Genomic DNA, 17,789 nt, shown 5'->3' on the forward strand with positions numbered 1-17,789 from the left:
ACTTTTTCTTTTATGTTTTGTTTATAAAAGAACTATGGTAGAATGCAAAATGTTTTGAAAACAGGGTATAATAAACATCGGCAGATTTTATAAGTGTATCCCAGTCCTTTTTGATATAAAATCGTTACCTTTGCGGCGATTGTTTAGGGAAATAGTTATGGGAACTTCAAAAGAAATGACCTCCGGCGCTGCATTACCGTTGATCTTCAACTTTGCGATGCCGGTACTTTTAGCCAACTTACTCCAACAGACCTACTCTTTGATCGATGCGGCTATTGTTGGCAAGTTTTTAGGGATCGATGCTTTCTCGGCTGTCGGTGCCAGTACTTCCGTCATTTTTCTTATCATCGGGTTTTGCAACGGATGTTGTGCGGGATTCGGCATACCGGTAGCGCAGAAGTTCGGCGCCAGGGATTACAGTACGATGAGACGGTATGTTTCCATCAGCCTGCAACTGGCGGCTGTCATGTCGGTTATTATAGCGGTCGTTACAAGTCTCTATTGCCGGGATATTTTAAGAATCATGCAGACGCCGGAGAATATATTCAGGGATGCTTATTTCTATTTGCTGGTTACTTTTATCGGCGTTCCGTGTACATTTTTCTATAATCTGCTTTCCAGCGTCATCCGTGCACTGGGCGACAGCAAGACTCCATTCTGGTTCCTGCTTTTTTCAACGATACTCAATGTGATTCTCGATCTGGTTTGCATCCTGGCATTCAAATGGGGAGTTGCCGGGGCAGCCATTGCTACGCTTCTTTCACAAGGTATATCGGCCGTTCTCTGCTACATTTATATGTATCGCCGCTTTGAAATATTAAGGAGCACGCGGGAAGAACGGAAGTTCCGGTCTAACCTGGCAGGGAATCTGATGTGGATCGGTGTGCCGATGGGACTTCAGTTTTCCATCACGGCAATCGGCAGCATTATGTTGCAGAGTGCCAATAATGCACTGGGATCGGCCTGCATTGCTGCATTTGCTTCGGCCGTGCGCATCAAGTCGTTCTTTATCTGCCCGTTCGAAAGCCTGGGTATTGCCATGGCCACTTATACCGGACAGAATTACGGAGCCGGAAAGCCGGAGCGTATCTGGCTGGGTATTAAGGCAAGCGGATTGATGATGATTGTTTATGCCGCATTTTCTTTCCTTATACTGATGCTGGCATCACGCGAACTGACGCTGATCTTTGTCGATCCTTCCGAGACGGAAATCATAAATGATGCTGTTCAGTTCCTGCATATTTCCTGCTCGTTTTTTCCGATTCTGGGAGTTCTGTGCATCCTGCGTTATACAATCCAGGGAGCCGGATTTACGAATCTGGCTATGCTGTCGGGCGTATCCGAGATGATTGCCCGTACGCTGGTCAGTATTTATGCGGTACCTGCTTTTGGATTTATGGCCGTTTGCTTCGGTGATGCGACTGCCTGGATGGCTGCGGATCTATTTCTGATTCCGGCCTTCATCTATGTATATAAGAAAATAAAAAGGGTAAAAAGATAAAACTTACAGTACGGACTGCGGAGAGAGCGGGATTCGAACCCGCGAAACCCTTTAGGGGTTTACACGCTTTCCAGGCGTGCCTCTTCAACCACTCGAGCATCTCTCCTTTTGTGAAGAACCGGAGAACATATAGCCCTCCATATATAATAAAAAAGCAGCTTTTATGCTGCTTCTGCGGAGAGATAGGGATTCGAACCCCAGGAACCTTTCAGTTCAACGGTTTTCAAGACCGCCGCAATCGACCACTCTGCCATCTCTCCAATAAATCAAAATTATCAACGCCTCTTTAGAGGTTGCTTTTCAAAGCAGTTGACGTTTCTTGTTTACGGGTGCAAAAGTAGGTAAAAGATTCATACGCTCCAAATTTTGGATGCTTATTTTTATATCTTTTTTTCACGATATCCAACATGAAGCCACCTTTTTCACAGGTAAGTTTCTGATACTCTTTATAGATAGAAAAGATCACAAATTTTGAATCAGTTCACGCTGTGCTTTAAAAAATGCGATCCTCTGCCTCTCACCACTGACTGAAATCATGATGGAAGAACGGATCAGGGCCCTCAACCATTTCCGCAACTTCTCGTAAGTCCCCTCATCCAGGGAGGCGACCGAGCTAAGAATGAATGTTTTTATCAGGCTGATATGATAGTTTTTTATCTGGACGCACCAATAACTCGTATCAAAATTCACACTCGAAATATAGATAAAGACTTTATTCCCGGTCTCTTCAAAATAGCCGCGTGTTGCGAGTTTCTCCATTTCATCCAACAAGTCCATCAGTTCATCTTTGAGATGTTTCACATCCTCTTTTCCGATCAGATGAATACTCATAAAATAATGAATATCATTCACCAGATAATGAAATATCAATGGATCGAGTATGTAATATGAATTATGGATATGCCGTGCTTCTTCTACCCCGGCCAACTGTATTCCCAGAAAGCGGTCGGTGACCTCTATCTCTTCAAAACGTTTTGTTTTTCCCGGAGTTCCGCATTGGTATAGCCACTTGAAAAGATAAAACCGCGAAATATATTTATATTTCATATAAAGCTGCTGAGGCAAAATGTTCGTACAATCGATCAGTTCGGACCTATCGTCTTCACGAGCCAGACCTAATATATCGATATACTGATCCAGCATATCATAATCAGTCTCCATCGGATTCACAAAATCCACCAATTTCAATTGGAACGGCCTGCTTTTCGCAGTAACTGTACCGACCAGGTTATCCAATGATATTCCAAATGCATTCGCGATAGTGACGATCTCTGCAAATGTAAAAGCGACCTCTCCCCGTAAACGCCGGTAAACAGCTTCTTTCTCAATACATAACAAATCAACAAGCGCATTTACTAAATTCGTTTTTTGAGGAAATTCCTCTTTGATGGCATTTAGCAAATTATCATACAAAAGTTCTTTTTTCATGTTACAGAATTATAAGTCTTGATATTAGTGGATCTATAGTTTTCATGCAAAGATAAATAAGGAACCCATAAATTAACTGTCGGACAATCCGGTAAAGCATCTTTTAAAACCCAAAAAAGGCTAACAAAACAAACAGACATTGAATCTTGGCTGCTGATAAAAGCCGTATTCTCAGTTAATAATCTATAACATCCTTTTTCACAAAACCTATAAGGCTTTAATAATGGAACGTTGTTTCTCAAAAAAGCAGATACGTTGCCTGGCACCACTCACGGAGATCATTGTCGACGATCGGATCACAGCCTGGAGCCATCCCGATATCCGTTCATACGTCTGACGGTCCAAAGAAACGACAGCATTCAGGGTAAAGGCTCTTATCAGGCTGACACGTAAATGTTTCACCTCCACACACCGGTAACTGGTGTCGAAATTCGTACTCGATATATAAAAATAGACACTGTTTCCGGTATCATCAAACTTTCCTTTTATTGCCAACAGTTCCATATCATCCAAAAATTGCAACAGTTCTTTTTTCAGCAACTGCAAATCCTCTTTTCCCAGCAAATTGACACTGGTAAAATAATTTATATCATTGGCCAGATAACAAAAGATCAACGGGTCCCATATATAAAACGTCTGGCTGATAAGTTTTGCGGCCGCAACGCTCCTCTCCTGTATCTTTTCCAGACTTTGAGTCGGATAAACGTCTTTAAAACAAAGTTTCCTGTCAAGGTCCTTATTCTGATAGATCCATTTAAAAAGAAAAAAGCGCGATATATTTTTATATGCCAGATAAAGGGACTGGGGCAAAACGCCGGAACAATCCATGGCTTTCGATTTTTTATCCTCTTTTCCCTGGTTATGGATATAAATATAATGTTCCAACATCTCATAATCGATCTCACCGGAGTCAACATATTCAATCAGCCTCAACTGGAAAGGCCTGCTATGAGCATACCGGGCCCCCACCTGGTTATCAAGAGAGATCCCAAGCGTACTCGCAATGACAGCTATCTCAGAGAAAGAAAAAGCCACTTCACCGCGCAGCCGTCGATATACCGCTTCTTTTTCCAGACTTAACAGATCCGCAAGCGTATTCGTCAGCATTCCCCGGTTGGGTATTTTTCCTCTGATAGCATCCAGTATATTATCATACAATAAATCTCTTTTCATAGTTTTATCCTTTCCATGCCAGCCTGGTTACCACCTGCTTTCATGCTTATTATCACAAATATAAAGATCTATTCTCCCTAAAACCAGACGATATGAAATAAAGCCGGCATTTTTTCTGATGTTTTCAGACATTACATATCCGCCCAATCCACACATAATCAAATAATAAAATAAACAAGTACCGATTTACGGCAATTGCCATTCAGAAAAGCATAAACCGGCAAAAAAAGAGAAATAAGCGATTCGGCAAGACAAAAACAGTCGGTTCCTTTCCGTCGTACACCAATAACACCTTTTATAAACAAAGAGAAATACCCAGTTCTCCATTTTACATCAGGCCTACAGCATAATACTTGTTATCAGGCAAATACAAGTAAATTAAAAAACATACATTTACTTTTGTAAATATGGCAAAACTTGTACTTTAAACCGACCCCAAGATGTGAACTCAGACAGGATTACAGCATCCTCATATAATGTACATAGGAATGTGAATCCGAATCAGTTACAAATAACCAAAACATTCTCGGTAATAAAATGAAAATTGCAGCGGTAAAAGGGGATGCTGCTAAAAGGGGTTGTCCGTTCTGACGACAGGTTGTGAAATCTACAAAACGGCAGCTCCTTTTCTTTCAGGGATTCAAATACATTCATTATCTTCGTAAACTAAAAACAATAAATATATGCATATCACAAAAATTCTTTCATTTATAGTCACTATGACCCTCCTTCTCTTTTCCTGTATAAAGGATGACGAGAGCGAAACTATTAATTATATTAATGTCAAGAGCCAGATCCCTACATTTGCAGTCGAAGATACAGCCGGAAACACATTCAGCTCCAAACAGTTCATCGGCAAACAATCCTTACTGGTATTCTTCGGGACTTACTGTCCGGATTGCAAACAGGTCCTGCCGGTTATAGAAGAGGTCTGGAAAGAACTGAAAGACGATCCCAAATTCCTGCTGGTAACGATTTCCCGGAAAGAAACAGCCGAAGCTGTTTCCAATTACTGGGAAGAGAATCAATTCACAATGCCATTCTACCTGGATACCCGCGGTGAGGTTTTCTCCCTCTTCGCCAACAATACGATTCCCCGGATATATATTATCAATCCGGATAACGAAGTCGTCTGGATGGCTGTTGAGTCTTTGGATATTTCAGCAAAAGAACTAATTCAAAAGATTAAAGGATTGAAATAAAGCAAGGCACACCATCATTCTTTCATAACAATCCGTACAGGACCTAACAAACCGGATTCCAATAAAGGAGAATCTTTGGTATAATGGGTAAATGTAGCGAAGGTATATCTGTCGCCCGGTCTTTTTTCACCATGCAGCAACCATTCCGGCCATTGTCCATTGACAATCCCGTCATACGGCTTAAGTTCATCTCCGATCAGTCGGTTGGGCCATAGATTCGTGACTTCTATCCGAAGCTCATTATCTCCTTCTTTTATAGCATCCGTAATCTCTACTTCCCACGGATTTGTCCATATTACACCGAGGTCTTTACCGTTCAACCAGACTTTTGCGATATTTTTTACCTTACCCAAGTCCAGATAAACCGGCTTCTGTAAAGACTGTGAATAGTTGAACGATTGGTGATACACCGCCGTGCCGGAATAATATTTTATTCCATCATCCGAAGACTGGCTCCAATCCTGCAATTCTGTAAATTCAACCTGTCCAGGTCCGCCCCATTTTGAATCAAAAGAGACAAGCCAGGTGTTATCCAGTTTCTGTATTTCTTTCGATGGCTGGAAATTCTTCATACCGGGAACAGGCCGAGGCTTCCCGTCAAAAACAATAAAGAAACTCTGATTCGCATCAAATGACAAATCAATGGAGGTGCAGACTCCGTCCTCGGTAAATGAAGGTAAATTTCTGATTTCCCCGTTAACCGGATTCCACAATTGAGGCTGTTTGCCAGCCACGCGGAAAGTACAGGTAGTAGTCAACGATTCTTTTGTACGGTTAGAAACGAAATAAAAATCCAGTTCCTTTATCTTTTTATGAATATATCTTACCTTCCCTGCATCCGACCGGAAATCATCTTCCAGATTCATTTTACTTAATAGACCCGAAGTCAGTTGATAGTCCGGATAAAGATTATCTTCTTTTATTTTAATATCCTGTCCCCAGTAAACAAGCCCCTTGCCATAAGCACGCTCGACAAGCCCTTCCGGAAGTTCTTTTCCACCCCAAAGCTCCGTTATCTTTGCTGATAACTCCTGATCACAAGCCGGATAATCAGTCAACCCGGGAGCATGCAATGGTGGTATTCCTACCAGAACCGCACCTTCCTGTACCAACGATTTTATCTTTTCCAATAGCCGGGGTGTCATAGTTTCAAAAACAGGAAGGACCAAAAGACTGTATTGCATTCCGGACGGAAACTTTATTTTACCGTTCTCGACCGAAGCAGTATATAACAGGCTCGGAGGACAAGCATCAAAATTATGCCCACGCTTATCAATCAAAAAATCACCATCCAATGCTGATTTAGGTGCCCTGAAGACGAACGGAGCCTCTTCCGGTGCCAGATAAAGGACATCGGCAACCGTCTGCCCCTTTTGCATCATATACTGACAACGGGCTACATACTGATGGTAACCGTCCACATAAGGCCACCAGGTCTGATTCCGGTCCCAATGTACACCGTAGGGTCCCATAGTCATTCCCGGACGCAAATCGTCCCGCAAAGCCTGATGCTGGAAAGTATGGAAAGTAAGCCGGTTGATTCCGGCCGCAAAAGCCCAGTCCGTCTGATCTTTCATCGAGGCCGGATGTTGCTTCCAACCATCTCCGGCAGCGGTAAAGGCTTCCGAAGGGACCACCGTCTGCCCCTTTATATTAGCCAAAGAACTCCCCTCTACAGCGCTGAAAGAAGTATTATATCCTCCGGGACTCCAAAACTCACACATCGGTATATCGGCTGAAGCCCCCAACTCCAGGTCCTGCATGGGATTCATGTCATAAGGCTCTATCGAAAGCCTCATACCATGCTTATGTGCATAAGCCTTTACAAACAAAGAATGGTTTTCAAGCATTAACTCCTGCATAGTCTGCCGCAGATCCCACAAAAAGCGTTCACTGATCTGTTTATTTCCTACAATATAGCCGGCATAAACGGGATAATAAGGTTGAGGATCATATCCTCTTCTTTTCTTAAACTCCTGGCGTAACTTAGGAGTCCAGTTCTGAGCCCCCATCTCCCAACTATCCATATGCAGAATTTTCAATCCACCGGGTAAAAGCGTATCACGCTCACCCAACAGGGAAAATAACTCTTCTGTAAAAACACGCAGATGGGCCATCAGGGCTGTCGTATCCGCTTTATCACATTCGAAACCAACTCCGGGAAGTGGTGCCGGACGTGTTACAGCACCGTTATTGCGAACTCCCACCCTCATAACTGTCCACTCTCCCGTCGGGACATCCCAGGTCACAGAGCCATTAGCCAGCTGATCTGTCAAATCAACAATCTTATCAACGGAAACTATATCACGCGGATTCAAATCTGTACTATCATTATCCCTGAACAAGAATTGCTTCACACCGGGGACCGAACTATAGGGAGCACGGTAATATAACGCTTTTTCCTGAACATCCTTAACAAAAGTCTTTTCGTCCGTTCTGGGAAAAGCCAGAACCGCTACATCTTTATAAAACTCCTGCCATCTTTCTTTCAGTTCCGGAGTAAAAGCCCATTCACCGAAATAAGGCGGCATAGGATCCGGCTTTGCCAAAAGAATGGTTTGCTTACCTCCTCCGGTTACATGAGTAACAGAAGATACCAGGCTCTGCATGGATTCTTCCGCTTTCACCCAAGGACCGCCGCTCCCGGTCCATCCAGGGCCTATTCCCAAAATCATACTGATACCTAACCGTTCACATTCCTGAACAGCATGCTTAAAACAATCTTTCCATTCTTTACTCAGGAAATCCACATGCCCCCTGGGTATCCCCACATTCACCTCCAAAAATACAACAGAGCCGATGCCCGCTTTCTTCATTGACTCCAGATCCTTCGTCATTCCTTCTTTGGATAAATTTCCATCCATAAAATACCAGTATACTCCCGGACGGGCATCATCGGGCGGTGTCACGAAATGTTTCCGCAAAGAATCTATTTCTTTATATGAATTATCAAATCGGCAAGAACCCGCTAAGAACAAAAGACTTATACTTATGAACCCCCAAAATACTTTTTTCATCTTCGATCAAATTTAAAAGGTTGTTATCCATGTTTCATGATATGCAAATATATCGAATCCGAATCAGCCTTATTTTTACAAATTTGACTTTATATCTCTAAAAAATGACAGTTCTTATATAAATCATTACGGATTTATCTACAAAAGACGTATTATGCAGTAAATGTGGTTTATACTAAATGAAAATTGTCCATATAACAGCTTCAAGCAATATGCTCTTAACTAATTACATGGACAATTATCTATTTCTATTCTTTACGAAATGTGCGCAGAATGAGACTCGAACTCACACACCGGAACCGGCACTACCCCCTCAAAGTAGCGTGTCTACCAATTTCACCATCTGCGCGAATGGTGCCCAGAACAGGACTCGAACCTGCACGCCTTGCGACACACGCACCTGAAACGTGCGCGTCTACCAATTCCGCCACCTGGGCATTTTCCATTACATAAAAAAGGCGGCCTCTTACCGCGCTTATTATTTATGAGCGGAAGACGGGACTCGAACCCGCGACCCTAACCTTGGCAAGGTTATGCTCTACCAACTGAGCTACTTCCGCGATAACGGGTGCAAAGATAGAGGTATTTTTTTATTTTCCAAAACCGGAAGATACTTTTTTTACACTATTTTTTCCTTACTCACCCGTTCAAATTTCTATCTTATTTTAACACAGCAACTTTCACCCCGAAAAAAATCAGATACGGGAAACGAGTTCACTGAATAAAGTTGTCATCACTACCGCAGCCTTGTTGGCTGCTACGATCACGTCCGCTCCGTCATTCACAAAATCATCGGCAAAATGGTAACCTTCATTCGTAATCACCGACATTCCGAAGACTCTTAATCCTGCATGGCGGGCTACGATTACTTCCGGAACCGTACTCATTCCAATCGCGTCACCTCCTACCCGGCCATAAAAAGCATATTCGGAAGGTGTTTCAAAAGAAGGACCGGTCAGACCGACATATACACCTTTTTTCAAAGGAATATTATGAGATGCTGCAATCTCTTCCACCAAACGGACAAACTCACGGTCATAGGCACGGGTCATATCCGGGAAACGAGTACCGAACAATTCATTATTAGGCCCTATCAACGGATTAGGCATCATATTTATATGATCACGGATAATCATCAGGTCACCAACTTTGAAAGTGTTATTTATTCCTCCGGCAGCATTCGACACCAAAAGATTCTTTATACCCAACAATTTCATCACACGAACGGGAAATGTCACCTGTTGCATGGAATACCCTTCATAATAATGAAAACGACCCTGCATAGCCAAGACTTGTTTACCTCCCAGTTTGCCGCAAATAAAATTACCTTTATGACCGGCAGCCGTAGAATGCATAAAATGAGGAATCTCTGCATACGGAATTACAATGGCATCCTGTATCCGGTCTGCCAATGAACCTAATCCGCTGCCGAGAATAATAGCCGTTTCCGGATTTCCGGTGATGCGTGCAGCTATAAATGCCGCTGCCTCCTGATATTGTTCGTTTGTATAACTTGTATTCATAGCATCATAAATTTATTTCAATATAATAATCTCCTTGAAATGCCATTACGACAGAAACGTATCTTTATAAAGACTTTTCTGTCATACCTACCTCTAAATTCATTTAGACCTAGGTGTAAATAGATTTAGAGGTAGGTGTAAATCATTTTAGACGTACGTCTTTTACAAAAGACATTATGAACTATTCCTGAAAAGCTACTGATGATATAAAACAATCACCGGCAACTTAAAAATTATCTTTTCATTAAATTGTAGGCTATTTGTGCCGCGCGTTCCATTATCTCCTCTTCACCCGGTACTTTCTTATCCTGCATCAGGATTTTTCCGTCACAAATAACGGTATCGATGCAGCTGCCGTTTGCAGCATAGACAAGGTTGGATATGAAATTGAAATTCGGAGTAAATGCCGGCATATTCAAATCTACCAAAGAAAGGTCTGCCAGGTAACCTTCTGCTATCCGTCCGGCTTTTAAGCCCACAAAAGAGGCTCCGGCTTCCGTGGCGGAATGGAATATTTCATCGGCTGTAACGGCTTCCGGGTCTTTTCGCCAGACTTTTCCCAACAGGGAGGCCAGCTTCATCGCTTCCACCATATCGAGATTATTGGACGACGAACAACCGTCAGTACCCAGACCGACAGTGATGCCGGCTTCACGCATTTCCTTAAATTTGAAGTGCATGCCGGAAGCCAGTTTCATATTGGAGGCCGGATTATGCGCGACCTTCACTCCATGGTCTGCCAGCATACGGATTTCATCCGCATCCACATAGATACCGTGGGAAATCAACAAACGGGGAGACAATACACCCAACTTATATAAATACCGGACAGGAGTCGCCCCGAACTGCTTTACAGAGTTCTCCACTTCCCCTTCCGTTTCTGCCAAATGCAGTTGGATTGGCACGTTATGTTCTTTTGCAAAAGTATCCGCCCATTGCAGCAACTCGCCGGAAACCGTATAGATGGCATGCGGACCAACGGAGAAATGTATCCGCTTGTCGTATCTGTCCATCTCTTTATACAACTTCTGGATGGTCTGTTTGCTTTTCTCCGCCAACTCCGGTTGGAAATGGTCGAAACAGGCACTGGAAATGACTGCTCGGATTCCCATCTCCTCGACAGCCTCTGCCGTAGCATGAAACTTATGATACATATCGAAGAAAGTAGTCGTTCCGCTTTTTATCATTTCCAGACAAGCCAGTTTAGCCCCCCAGAAAACATCTTCTTTCGTCAGTTTCGCTTCATTGGGCCATATCTTTTCTTCCAACCAGGGCATTAAAGGCATATCGTCTCCAAAGCCGCGGAACAAAGTCATAGCCGCATGTGTATGCGTATTGACAAATCCCGGAATGGCAGCCTTACGGCGACCGTCAATCACTTTATCGGCGGCAACAGACAGGCCGGGACCTATCTGTTTGATGTATTTGTTTTCTATATAAATATCGGTAGCAACACCATTCAGTTCTACCTCTTTAATCAGCAGCTTCATATAAACTTAGCTTTCATATTTTTTATTTTCTCCTCACGGATACGCGCCAGCAAACCCTCTTTCTTATCACGTTTTACTGCGGCATACGCACAACTTTCCTTTATTTCCACAACGCCTAAATCATCTTTGTCTAATCCGCCTTTCTGAAACAGGAAACCGACTACGTCCTTCTTACTCAACTTATCCCGTTTGCCGCGGTTAATGGTCAATGTAACCCATTCCGAACGGAGCGGCTTTTTGGCCTTCTCCGGCAGGAAGAATTCATCCGGCTCACGGGTGATATATTCGGGAACAGTCTCTATCTCATTCAGTATCATAAAGGCATTTCCTTCCGCATTCATACGGGCCGTACGTCCGTTTCTATGGATAAAGGCTTCTTCATTGATAGGAAGATGATAATGAATCACATTCTTTACTTCCGGAATATCCAGTCCGCGGGACGCCAGGTCAGTAGAGATAAAAACGGATGCACTGCCATTACGGAAAAGCGACAACGCCCGTTCACGTTCCGGCTGTTCCATACCTCCGTGGAAATATTCATTATCCACTCCCATTTCTGTCAGATAATTGCTGACACGTTCCACTGATTCACGCTGGTTACAGAACACCAGGGCAGACTCGCCTTTCAACTCTCCGAGCAATTTATACAATGTCTCCAGCTTATCCTTAATCGGCGATTTCACGATACGCAAAGTCAGACCTTTCGCCTCTTTCACTCCGGTCAGGAACGACAGGCGGACAGGCGATGTAATACCGGTAAAGGGAGGTATTTCCACCGCTTCGGTTGCTGAAGTCAACACTCTGCGACGCACTCCGGGAAGATGTGAGAGAATATCTTTCATCTCATCCTGAAAGCCCAGTTCCAGAGACTTGTCGAATTCGTCCAGAATCAGTGTACGGACGGTATCCAGATTAATATTCCCCCGTTCCAGATGGTCGAGGATTCGTCCGGGCGTACCGATAAGCACCGTTGGCGGATGCTCCAGACTTTTCTTTTCTGTCCGGATAGGATGGCCGCCATAACAGCAGTTCACCTTATATCCGGCTCCGAGTGAACGGAATACCGTCTCTATCTGTAAAGCCAATTCACGAGACGGGGCGATGATAAGCGCTTGTATCTTCTTATCCTCATCCGTCAGCGTAGTAAGTAAGGGCAGCAGGAAAGCCAGGGTTTTACCCGACCCCGTGGGACTGAGCAACACCATATCCTTTGTCGTACCGGCATCAAGCACGGCCTGCTGCATTTCATTTAATGTCTCGATACCTGTATTCGACAGGGCACGGGCTATCACTTCGTTTTGTATCATTTATATTCTTTATAAAATTCGGCAACCGATTCAATCCCTTTATAGAAGAAGTCGAGCGTGCAACTTTCATTAGGAGAATGAATAGCATTCTGTTCAAGTCCGAAACCCATCAAGACGGTTTTTATACCCAATACCTGCTCAAAGGTGGAGATGATAGGAATACTTCCTCCGCGACGTACTGCCAGCGGTTTCTTGCCAAAAGCAACCGTGCAAGCCTTTTCCGCCGCCTGATAAGCCGGCAGGTCAATCGGACAAACATAACCCTGTCCACCGTGTTTCGGCGTGACTTTTACCTTAACAGATGCAGGAGCCACCTGGTTTATGTAATCTTCAAACATTTTTGATATTTTGGAATGTTCCTGATGCGGAACCAGGCGGCAGGATACTTTTGCATAGGCTTTGGACGGAAGCACCGTTTTACTGCCCTCTTCCGTATAACCTCCCCAGATTCCACAGATATCGAACGACGGACGGCAACTGTTTCTTTCCAGCGTTGAGTAGCCTTTTTCACCGGACAAAGCATCCACACCGATAGCAGCCTGATATTTCGCCTCATCAAACGGGATTTGTGCAATCATTTCGCGTTCGGCCGGAGACACTTCTTCTACATCATCATAGAAACCGGGAATTGTGATACGTCCGTCAGCATCGATAATATCGGCCATCAGTTTACATAATACATTAATAGGATTAGCCACTGCCCCACCGAAATGGCCGGAATGCAAATCGCGGTTCGGACCGGCCACTTCGATTTCCCAATAAGCCAAACCACGCAGGCCGGTCGTCAACGACGGTGTTTCGGCATTTACCATGCTGGTGTCGGATACCAGAATCACATCGGCCTTCAATAAGTCTTTATGTTCACGGCAGAAGGTTTCAAGGCTGGGAGAACCGATCTCCTCCTCTCCTTCGAAGATAAACTTCACATTGCACTTCAGCAGGTCGAGCTTCAAGGCTGTTTCAAAGCCTTTTACCTGCATCATAGACTGGCCTTTATCATCGTCCGCACCACGAGCCCAGATACGGCCGTCACGTATTTCGGGTTCAAACGGTTGGCTTTTCCACAAGTTCAATGGCTCAGCCGGCATTACATCATAATGGGCATAAACAAGCACAGTCTTGGCATCGGGCGAAATCATCTTTTCGCCATATACGACCGGATTGCCTTCCGTCGGCATCACCACGGCTTTATCCGCTCCAGACGATAGTAACAGTTCCGTCCAGCGCTGGGCACAAGCCTGCATATCAGGTTTATGCTCTTGTTTAGCACTGATGGAGGGAATACGGATTAAGCTGAACAACTCTTCCAGAAAGCGTTCTTTATTGGATTCGATATACGATTTTACTGACATAAAACAGAAGATTTAATTTTAAATTTAACGTTTTTATTTAAGGTTACAAGTTTACGAATAAATTACTTAAATCCCCATTTTATTGTCATATAAAATATAGTAAGATGTTAATGTAACGTCAGTTTTATCTCAATGTCATTAAGTTAAACAAATAGTGACGATGACGGACCCGAAGGGCCCTATTGTGAATAGCCCCCGGCTTCACCGGGGGCTATTCACAATAGGGCCCTTCAGGACATTTGCTGTCACTATCCTTAACTTAATGACATTGAGTTTTTCGCTAAAAGCTTATTTTATCTTTAATCCGGGAATTAAGGGAGTAGTATCCACCAGTTCCAAATCCTTTACCATAGACAAAGTTCCCTGCTTATATTTCTGGAAATGGGATGTTTGGATATGCTTTTTATAAGCCTCCTGGTCTGCATAAATCTCCAGGATCGTTATTTTATTGGGGCTTTCTTTATCAGCTGTAGCATATAAAGTAAGTACGCCCGGTTCCAGGCTCATGGAGGCTTCAATCTCTTCTTTCAGGTAGGCATTATATGCATCCAATTGTGCCGGGTCTACAGTAATTTTGGAGAGGCGGACCAGGTTATTTGCCGGACTTACGGCAGATGCTTCCTTTATTATCTTCAAGGCCTTTATTGCCGGCGGGAAACCGATATACGGAAGACATTGTATGACTGCCGCCACAACCGTTTCCTTACTGTTACCTGCATTCAGATTTCCCTGAAAATGAGAACGAAGCTGGCTATCGGCTCCCAATGTCGTCAGGACACAATATCCCAGTAACTCACGTGTTTTGAGGTCAAGTCCGCCACGGGTATACATATCACCGAAACAATATTCTGTCAGGAAACGTTCCACATCGTCACCCATTTCACCCGGAATATCTTCCATCACCTGACTGATACCTCCGGGATAAAGCCGGTCTTGCACAGCCGCCCCTTTTTCATGACGGTTTTCTTCCGTAACCGTGCCTTGTTTTTCCAATGGCAAAGAAATGCCCCGTTCTTTAAATACTTCATTAATGACGGTCAGCGCGTTCAAGGTTTTGGGAAAACCGATAAACGGAGCGCATGAATAAATAGCTTCACGAAGTTCAACAGGAGTAACTCCCACATTCAATGCCGCTCCTGCATGTGCCTTCAGCTGGGGCAAAGTCTGCATAGTTGCTAATGTAACACAGGTAATCATTTCACGGGTCTTTATATCCAGTTCTCCCGTGCGGAATACTTCTCCGAAAATAAACTTCTGAAGAATATCCATCATCTCCGGGTCGGTTCCCTGCCCGGTCAAGGCTTCGCCACCGAATAAAGTGGTATAATTCTTTTTACATAATTCAATCCTATCCATATCTTTTTCTGTTTTAAGGTCCGAAACATTCTGAGCAATAGCAGGCATTAAGCCTGATACGATGAATACCAATGTTAACAATTTACGTTTCATATCTTTCTGTTTTACTGATGTTGCAAAGCTAAAGAAACCGGACCGTTTCGATCGTAGACGGATTACAGATAAATATACCTAAATTACAGATGAGAGATTGGTAAATATCAGAAGAGTCTGCCAGAGGATTCCAAATCGAGCAGCCACTGTTTGGCAGGCAGGCCACCGGCATATCCAACCAGCTTTTGGTTACTCCCGATAACACGATGGCAAGGAACAAGTATCGAAATGGAATTAGCACCATTAGCAGCAGCCACAGCACGAATAGCTTTCAGTTTACCCAAATCCTGCGACAAAGTAGCATAAGAGACCGTTTTCCCATAAGGGATATTCAATAACGCATTCCAGACTGTTCTCTGAAAATCAGTACCGGCAAATAGCAACGGGATGTCAAACTCCGTCCTTTTTCCGGCAAAATATTCATCCAGCTGGGCAACTGCCCGGACAATCACTTCGGATTCACCTGTTTCATAGCGGGCATGCAATACCTTTTGCAGCCGCCGGTCAATCAGTGCCCTACGGTTCTCATCCATCCAGTCGCACAAACAAAGTTTGCCATCCAGCGAACCCAGTATCAATTCTCCGCAAGGAGACTGATAGTTTTGTATCCAAATAATATTTTCCATACTCTTTTCTTTATATTGCAAATATAAGAAGTTTATGAGTATGGAAAAACTGAATCTTGCTATTTTAATAAGGGCAGTCGGTTTAGCATATTCTTGATACGGATGGCGGTACGGGGCATCGCTTCCGCAACAGTCAGGCCGACCACCTCTTTCTCGGCTGCAATATCATTTATCACACGAATAACCTGTTCCATTTTCATACCGTCGGGGTCTGTTCCGACAGCCGCAATGATTTCAGCGGGGTCCAATACATCCATATCAAAATGGATAACCACCTTCGATGCTCCGCAGGATTTCAGCCATTCACGGATTGCATCACTGTTCTCCGCCACTTCTTCTCCCGTAATATTTCTGATACCGTATTGTTGCTGGCGGACTTTAATCTCATCGCGTTCCCAATTCCGTATCCCGACTAACAAAACTTTAGACGGGGCTATTTTAGCAGGCAACACGGAAATAATCTGTTTTTCTCCATAACCCATACAAGCAGTAGCCGCCATAGCATGATAACCGGGATAGACATCACCGGGTAATGTCAAATCCGGATGGGCATCAATCCATATCATGGCTACATCATCTTTATATTTGTCGGCAAGGTAAGTAAACGGGACGACACTCACCGAACATTCACCGCCAAGCGTTATAATCCTGTCCGGATTGGCTGCACGCAACATTTCCAATGCAGCTTTCGATTGCTTCAAAATAGCATCGCGGTCAATCACCCCGTCAGTTACTATCCTGTCAGTCATATCAGTAGATACGGGAACGGTCAGTGTCTCCTGCCCGCTATCAGGAGCGAGAAAGTTTAATAATTGCGCTCCTAAATAGTATCCTCTGGAAGCCTCTGCCGGATTATTTTTAAGTTCCGGTAGCAGATGGACTACACTTGCTCCCTGCCATTGCGGATAAATCAATCGAACTGTTTTTTCTTTTTCCATACTCTTATTATTTTCAGCAACAAAATTATAGATTCCATTCATACCATACAAGTACTGCTAAATTATTCAGGCAGTTATAAATTTAATCCGGCAGTCTGCTCCGTCGGGAAATACGCATTTAATTAAACTTTATCTCCAAACTTCTTGCCATTGGTTGATTTATAACGTATCTTTCGCAGAATTAATAAACCTTGAATAAGAAAATCATGGATGAACCGTTCGATTACTCGGAAGTACCTTTCGATTTTGGCATGTGCGCAGCCGAAAACTGCCCGAGTGCCGCTACCTGTCTGCGTCAAATCGCATTAAAACACACTCCGGAAAATATTCTCTTTCCCCGGACACTGAATCCCCTGGCAATCAAAAAAGGGAAAGGGAAATGCAAATACTACAAGGATGCTACAAAGGTTCTCAATGCCGTAGGATTCATGCGCACGGTAAATGCACTGACCCTTTGCGTTGCCGATACTTTCCGAAACCGGATGATTGCCTATCTGGGACGGAAGAATTATTATCTGAAACGTAAAGGCAAATTACCTTTATCACTTTCCGAACAAAAAAAGGTCGTTACTCTCGCCAAAGAGTTGGGAGTGGTTCTGGACGAATACTTCGACGGATATATCGAGTCATACAACTGGAAAATTTAATAGCCGGTGAAAGTGTCTTTTTGTAAATAAGGTTGACTCTTTAAAGAATCAACAATGAAAAAGAAGAATTATTATCAAGAGAGAGAGCATCATCTGATGTGTCATGAGATTTATCGCCTTCGTGTAGTAGAAGGCC

At 43.7% G+C, this 17,789-nt stretch carries 13 protein-coding genes and 5 tRNA genes; 3 read left to right on the top strand and 15 right to left on the bottom strand.

Annotation, left to right across the window (positions count from 1 at the left end):
- Positions 1-157: 157 nt before the first annotated feature.
- Complete coding sequence (locus tag NBH14_RS27045; RefSeq protein ID WP_186961846.1) at positions 158-1,501, top strand: MATE family efflux transporter; 1,344 nt, start codon at positions 158-160, stop codon at positions 1,499-1,501.
- 18 nt (positions 1,502-1,519) lie between these two features.
- Here the strand turns inward: NBH14_RS27045 and NBH14_RS27050 are convergent.
- The 4 genes from NBH14_RS27050 to NBH14_RS27065 form a co-directional block, all read right to left on the bottom strand.
- Positions 1,520-1,607 (bottom strand) — tRNA-Ser (locus tag NBH14_RS27050).
- A 69-nt stretch (positions 1,608-1,676) separates the two neighbouring features.
- Positions 1,677-1,761 (bottom strand) — tRNA-Ser (locus NBH14_RS27055).
- 202 nt (positions 1,762-1,963) lie between these two features.
- Positions 1,964-2,929 carry a helix-turn-helix domain-containing protein gene (locus tag NBH14_RS27060; protein WP_186961847.1) on the bottom strand — a complete coding sequence of 322 codons (966 nt, stop codon included), beginning with the start codon at positions 2,927-2,929 and terminating at the stop codon, positions 1,964-1,966.
- A gap of 207 nt (positions 2,930-3,136) precedes the next feature.
- Positions 3,137-4,102, bottom strand: a complete 966-nt coding sequence (locus tag NBH14_RS27065) for a helix-turn-helix domain-containing protein (protein WP_186961848.1) — start codon at positions 4,100-4,102, stop codon at positions 3,137-3,139.
- Between the two features lie 683 nt (positions 4,103-4,785).
- On the opposite strand from NBH14_RS27065, the gene NBH14_RS27070 reads away from it, so the two are divergent.
- Positions 4,786-5,304 (top strand): TlpA family protein disulfide reductase, encoded by a 519-nt coding sequence (locus NBH14_RS27070; RefSeq protein ID WP_128135310.1) that lies wholly within the window; start codon positions 4,786-4,788, stop codon positions 5,302-5,304.
- Positions 5,305-5,318: 14 nt separating this feature from the next.
- Here the strand turns inward: NBH14_RS27070 and NBH14_RS27075 are convergent, their stop codons facing one another.
- From NBH14_RS27075 to NBH14_RS27125, 11 genes are all read right to left on the bottom strand, one after another.
- Positions 5,319-8,321, bottom strand: a complete 3,003-nt coding sequence (locus NBH14_RS27075) for a glycosyl hydrolase (RefSeq protein WP_186961849.1) — start codon at positions 8,319-8,321, stop codon at positions 5,319-5,321.
- A gap of 265 nt (positions 8,322-8,586) precedes the next feature.
- Positions 8,587-8,670 (bottom strand) — tRNA-Leu (locus NBH14_RS27080).
- Between the two features lie 3 nt (positions 8,671-8,673).
- Positions 8,674-8,758, bottom strand: a tRNA-Leu gene (locus NBH14_RS27085).
- A 50-nt stretch (positions 8,759-8,808) separates the two neighbouring features.
- Positions 8,809-8,881, bottom strand: a tRNA-Gly gene (locus NBH14_RS27090).
- A gap of 135 nt (positions 8,882-9,016) precedes the next feature.
- Positions 9,017-9,844 carry a purine nucleoside phosphorylase I, inosine and guanosine-specific gene (locus tag NBH14_RS27095; RefSeq protein ID WP_007653414.1) on the bottom strand — a complete coding sequence of 276 codons (828 nt, stop codon included), beginning with the start codon at positions 9,842-9,844 and terminating at the stop codon, positions 9,017-9,019.
- Between the two features lie 233 nt (positions 9,845-10,077).
- A complete protein-coding gene (locus tag NBH14_RS27100; protein WP_186961850.1) occupies positions 10,078-11,334 on the bottom strand; it encodes an amidohydrolase in 1,257 nt (418 codons plus the stop codon).
- The gene (locus NBH14_RS27105) at positions 11,331-12,641 is read right to left on the bottom strand and encodes a DEAD/DEAH box helicase (RefSeq protein WP_186961851.1); all 1,311 of its coding nucleotides are present in this window, start codon (positions 12,639-12,641) and stop codon (positions 11,331-11,333) included. Before NBH14_RS27105 ends, NBH14_RS27100 begins: the two co-directional genes overlap by 4 nt.
- Positions 12,638-13,993, bottom strand: a complete 1,356-nt coding sequence (locus tag NBH14_RS27110) for a dipeptidase (RefSeq protein WP_186961852.1) — start codon at positions 13,991-13,993, stop codon at positions 12,638-12,640. Before NBH14_RS27110 ends, NBH14_RS27105 begins: the two co-directional genes overlap by 4 nt.
- Positions 13,994-14,281: 288 nt before the next feature.
- Positions 14,282-15,442, bottom strand: coding sequence for a carboxymuconolactone decarboxylase family protein (locus NBH14_RS27115; protein WP_186961853.1), 1,161 nt, complete (start codon positions 15,440-15,442; stop codon positions 14,282-14,284).
- A 107-nt stretch (positions 15,443-15,549) separates the two neighbouring features.
- Entirely contained in the window at positions 15,550-16,068 is a 519-nt protein-coding gene (locus tag NBH14_RS27120) for a methylated-DNA--[protein]-cysteine S-methyltransferase (protein ID WP_186961854.1), read from the bottom strand.
- 59 nt (positions 16,069-16,127) lie between these two features.
- Positions 16,128-17,048 (bottom strand): arginase family protein, encoded by a 921-nt coding sequence (locus tag NBH14_RS27125; RefSeq protein WP_250817911.1) that lies wholly within the window; start codon positions 17,046-17,048, stop codon positions 16,128-16,130.
- Positions 17,049-17,197: 149 nt separating this feature from the next.
- Between NBH14_RS27125 and NBH14_RS27130 the strand changes: the two genes are divergently transcribed.
- On the top strand, positions 17,198-17,653 hold the full coding sequence (locus NBH14_RS27130; protein WP_255502383.1) for a DUF6078 family protein: 456 nt from the start codon (positions 17,198-17,200) through the stop codon (positions 17,651-17,653).
- Positions 17,654-17,789: the final 136 nt, after the last annotated feature.

This window comes from Parabacteroides caecihominis, assembly GCF_023656785.1.
GTDB classification, from domain to species: domain Bacteria; phylum Bacteroidota; class Bacteroidia; order Bacteroidales; family Tannerellaceae; genus Parabacteroides; species Parabacteroides segnis.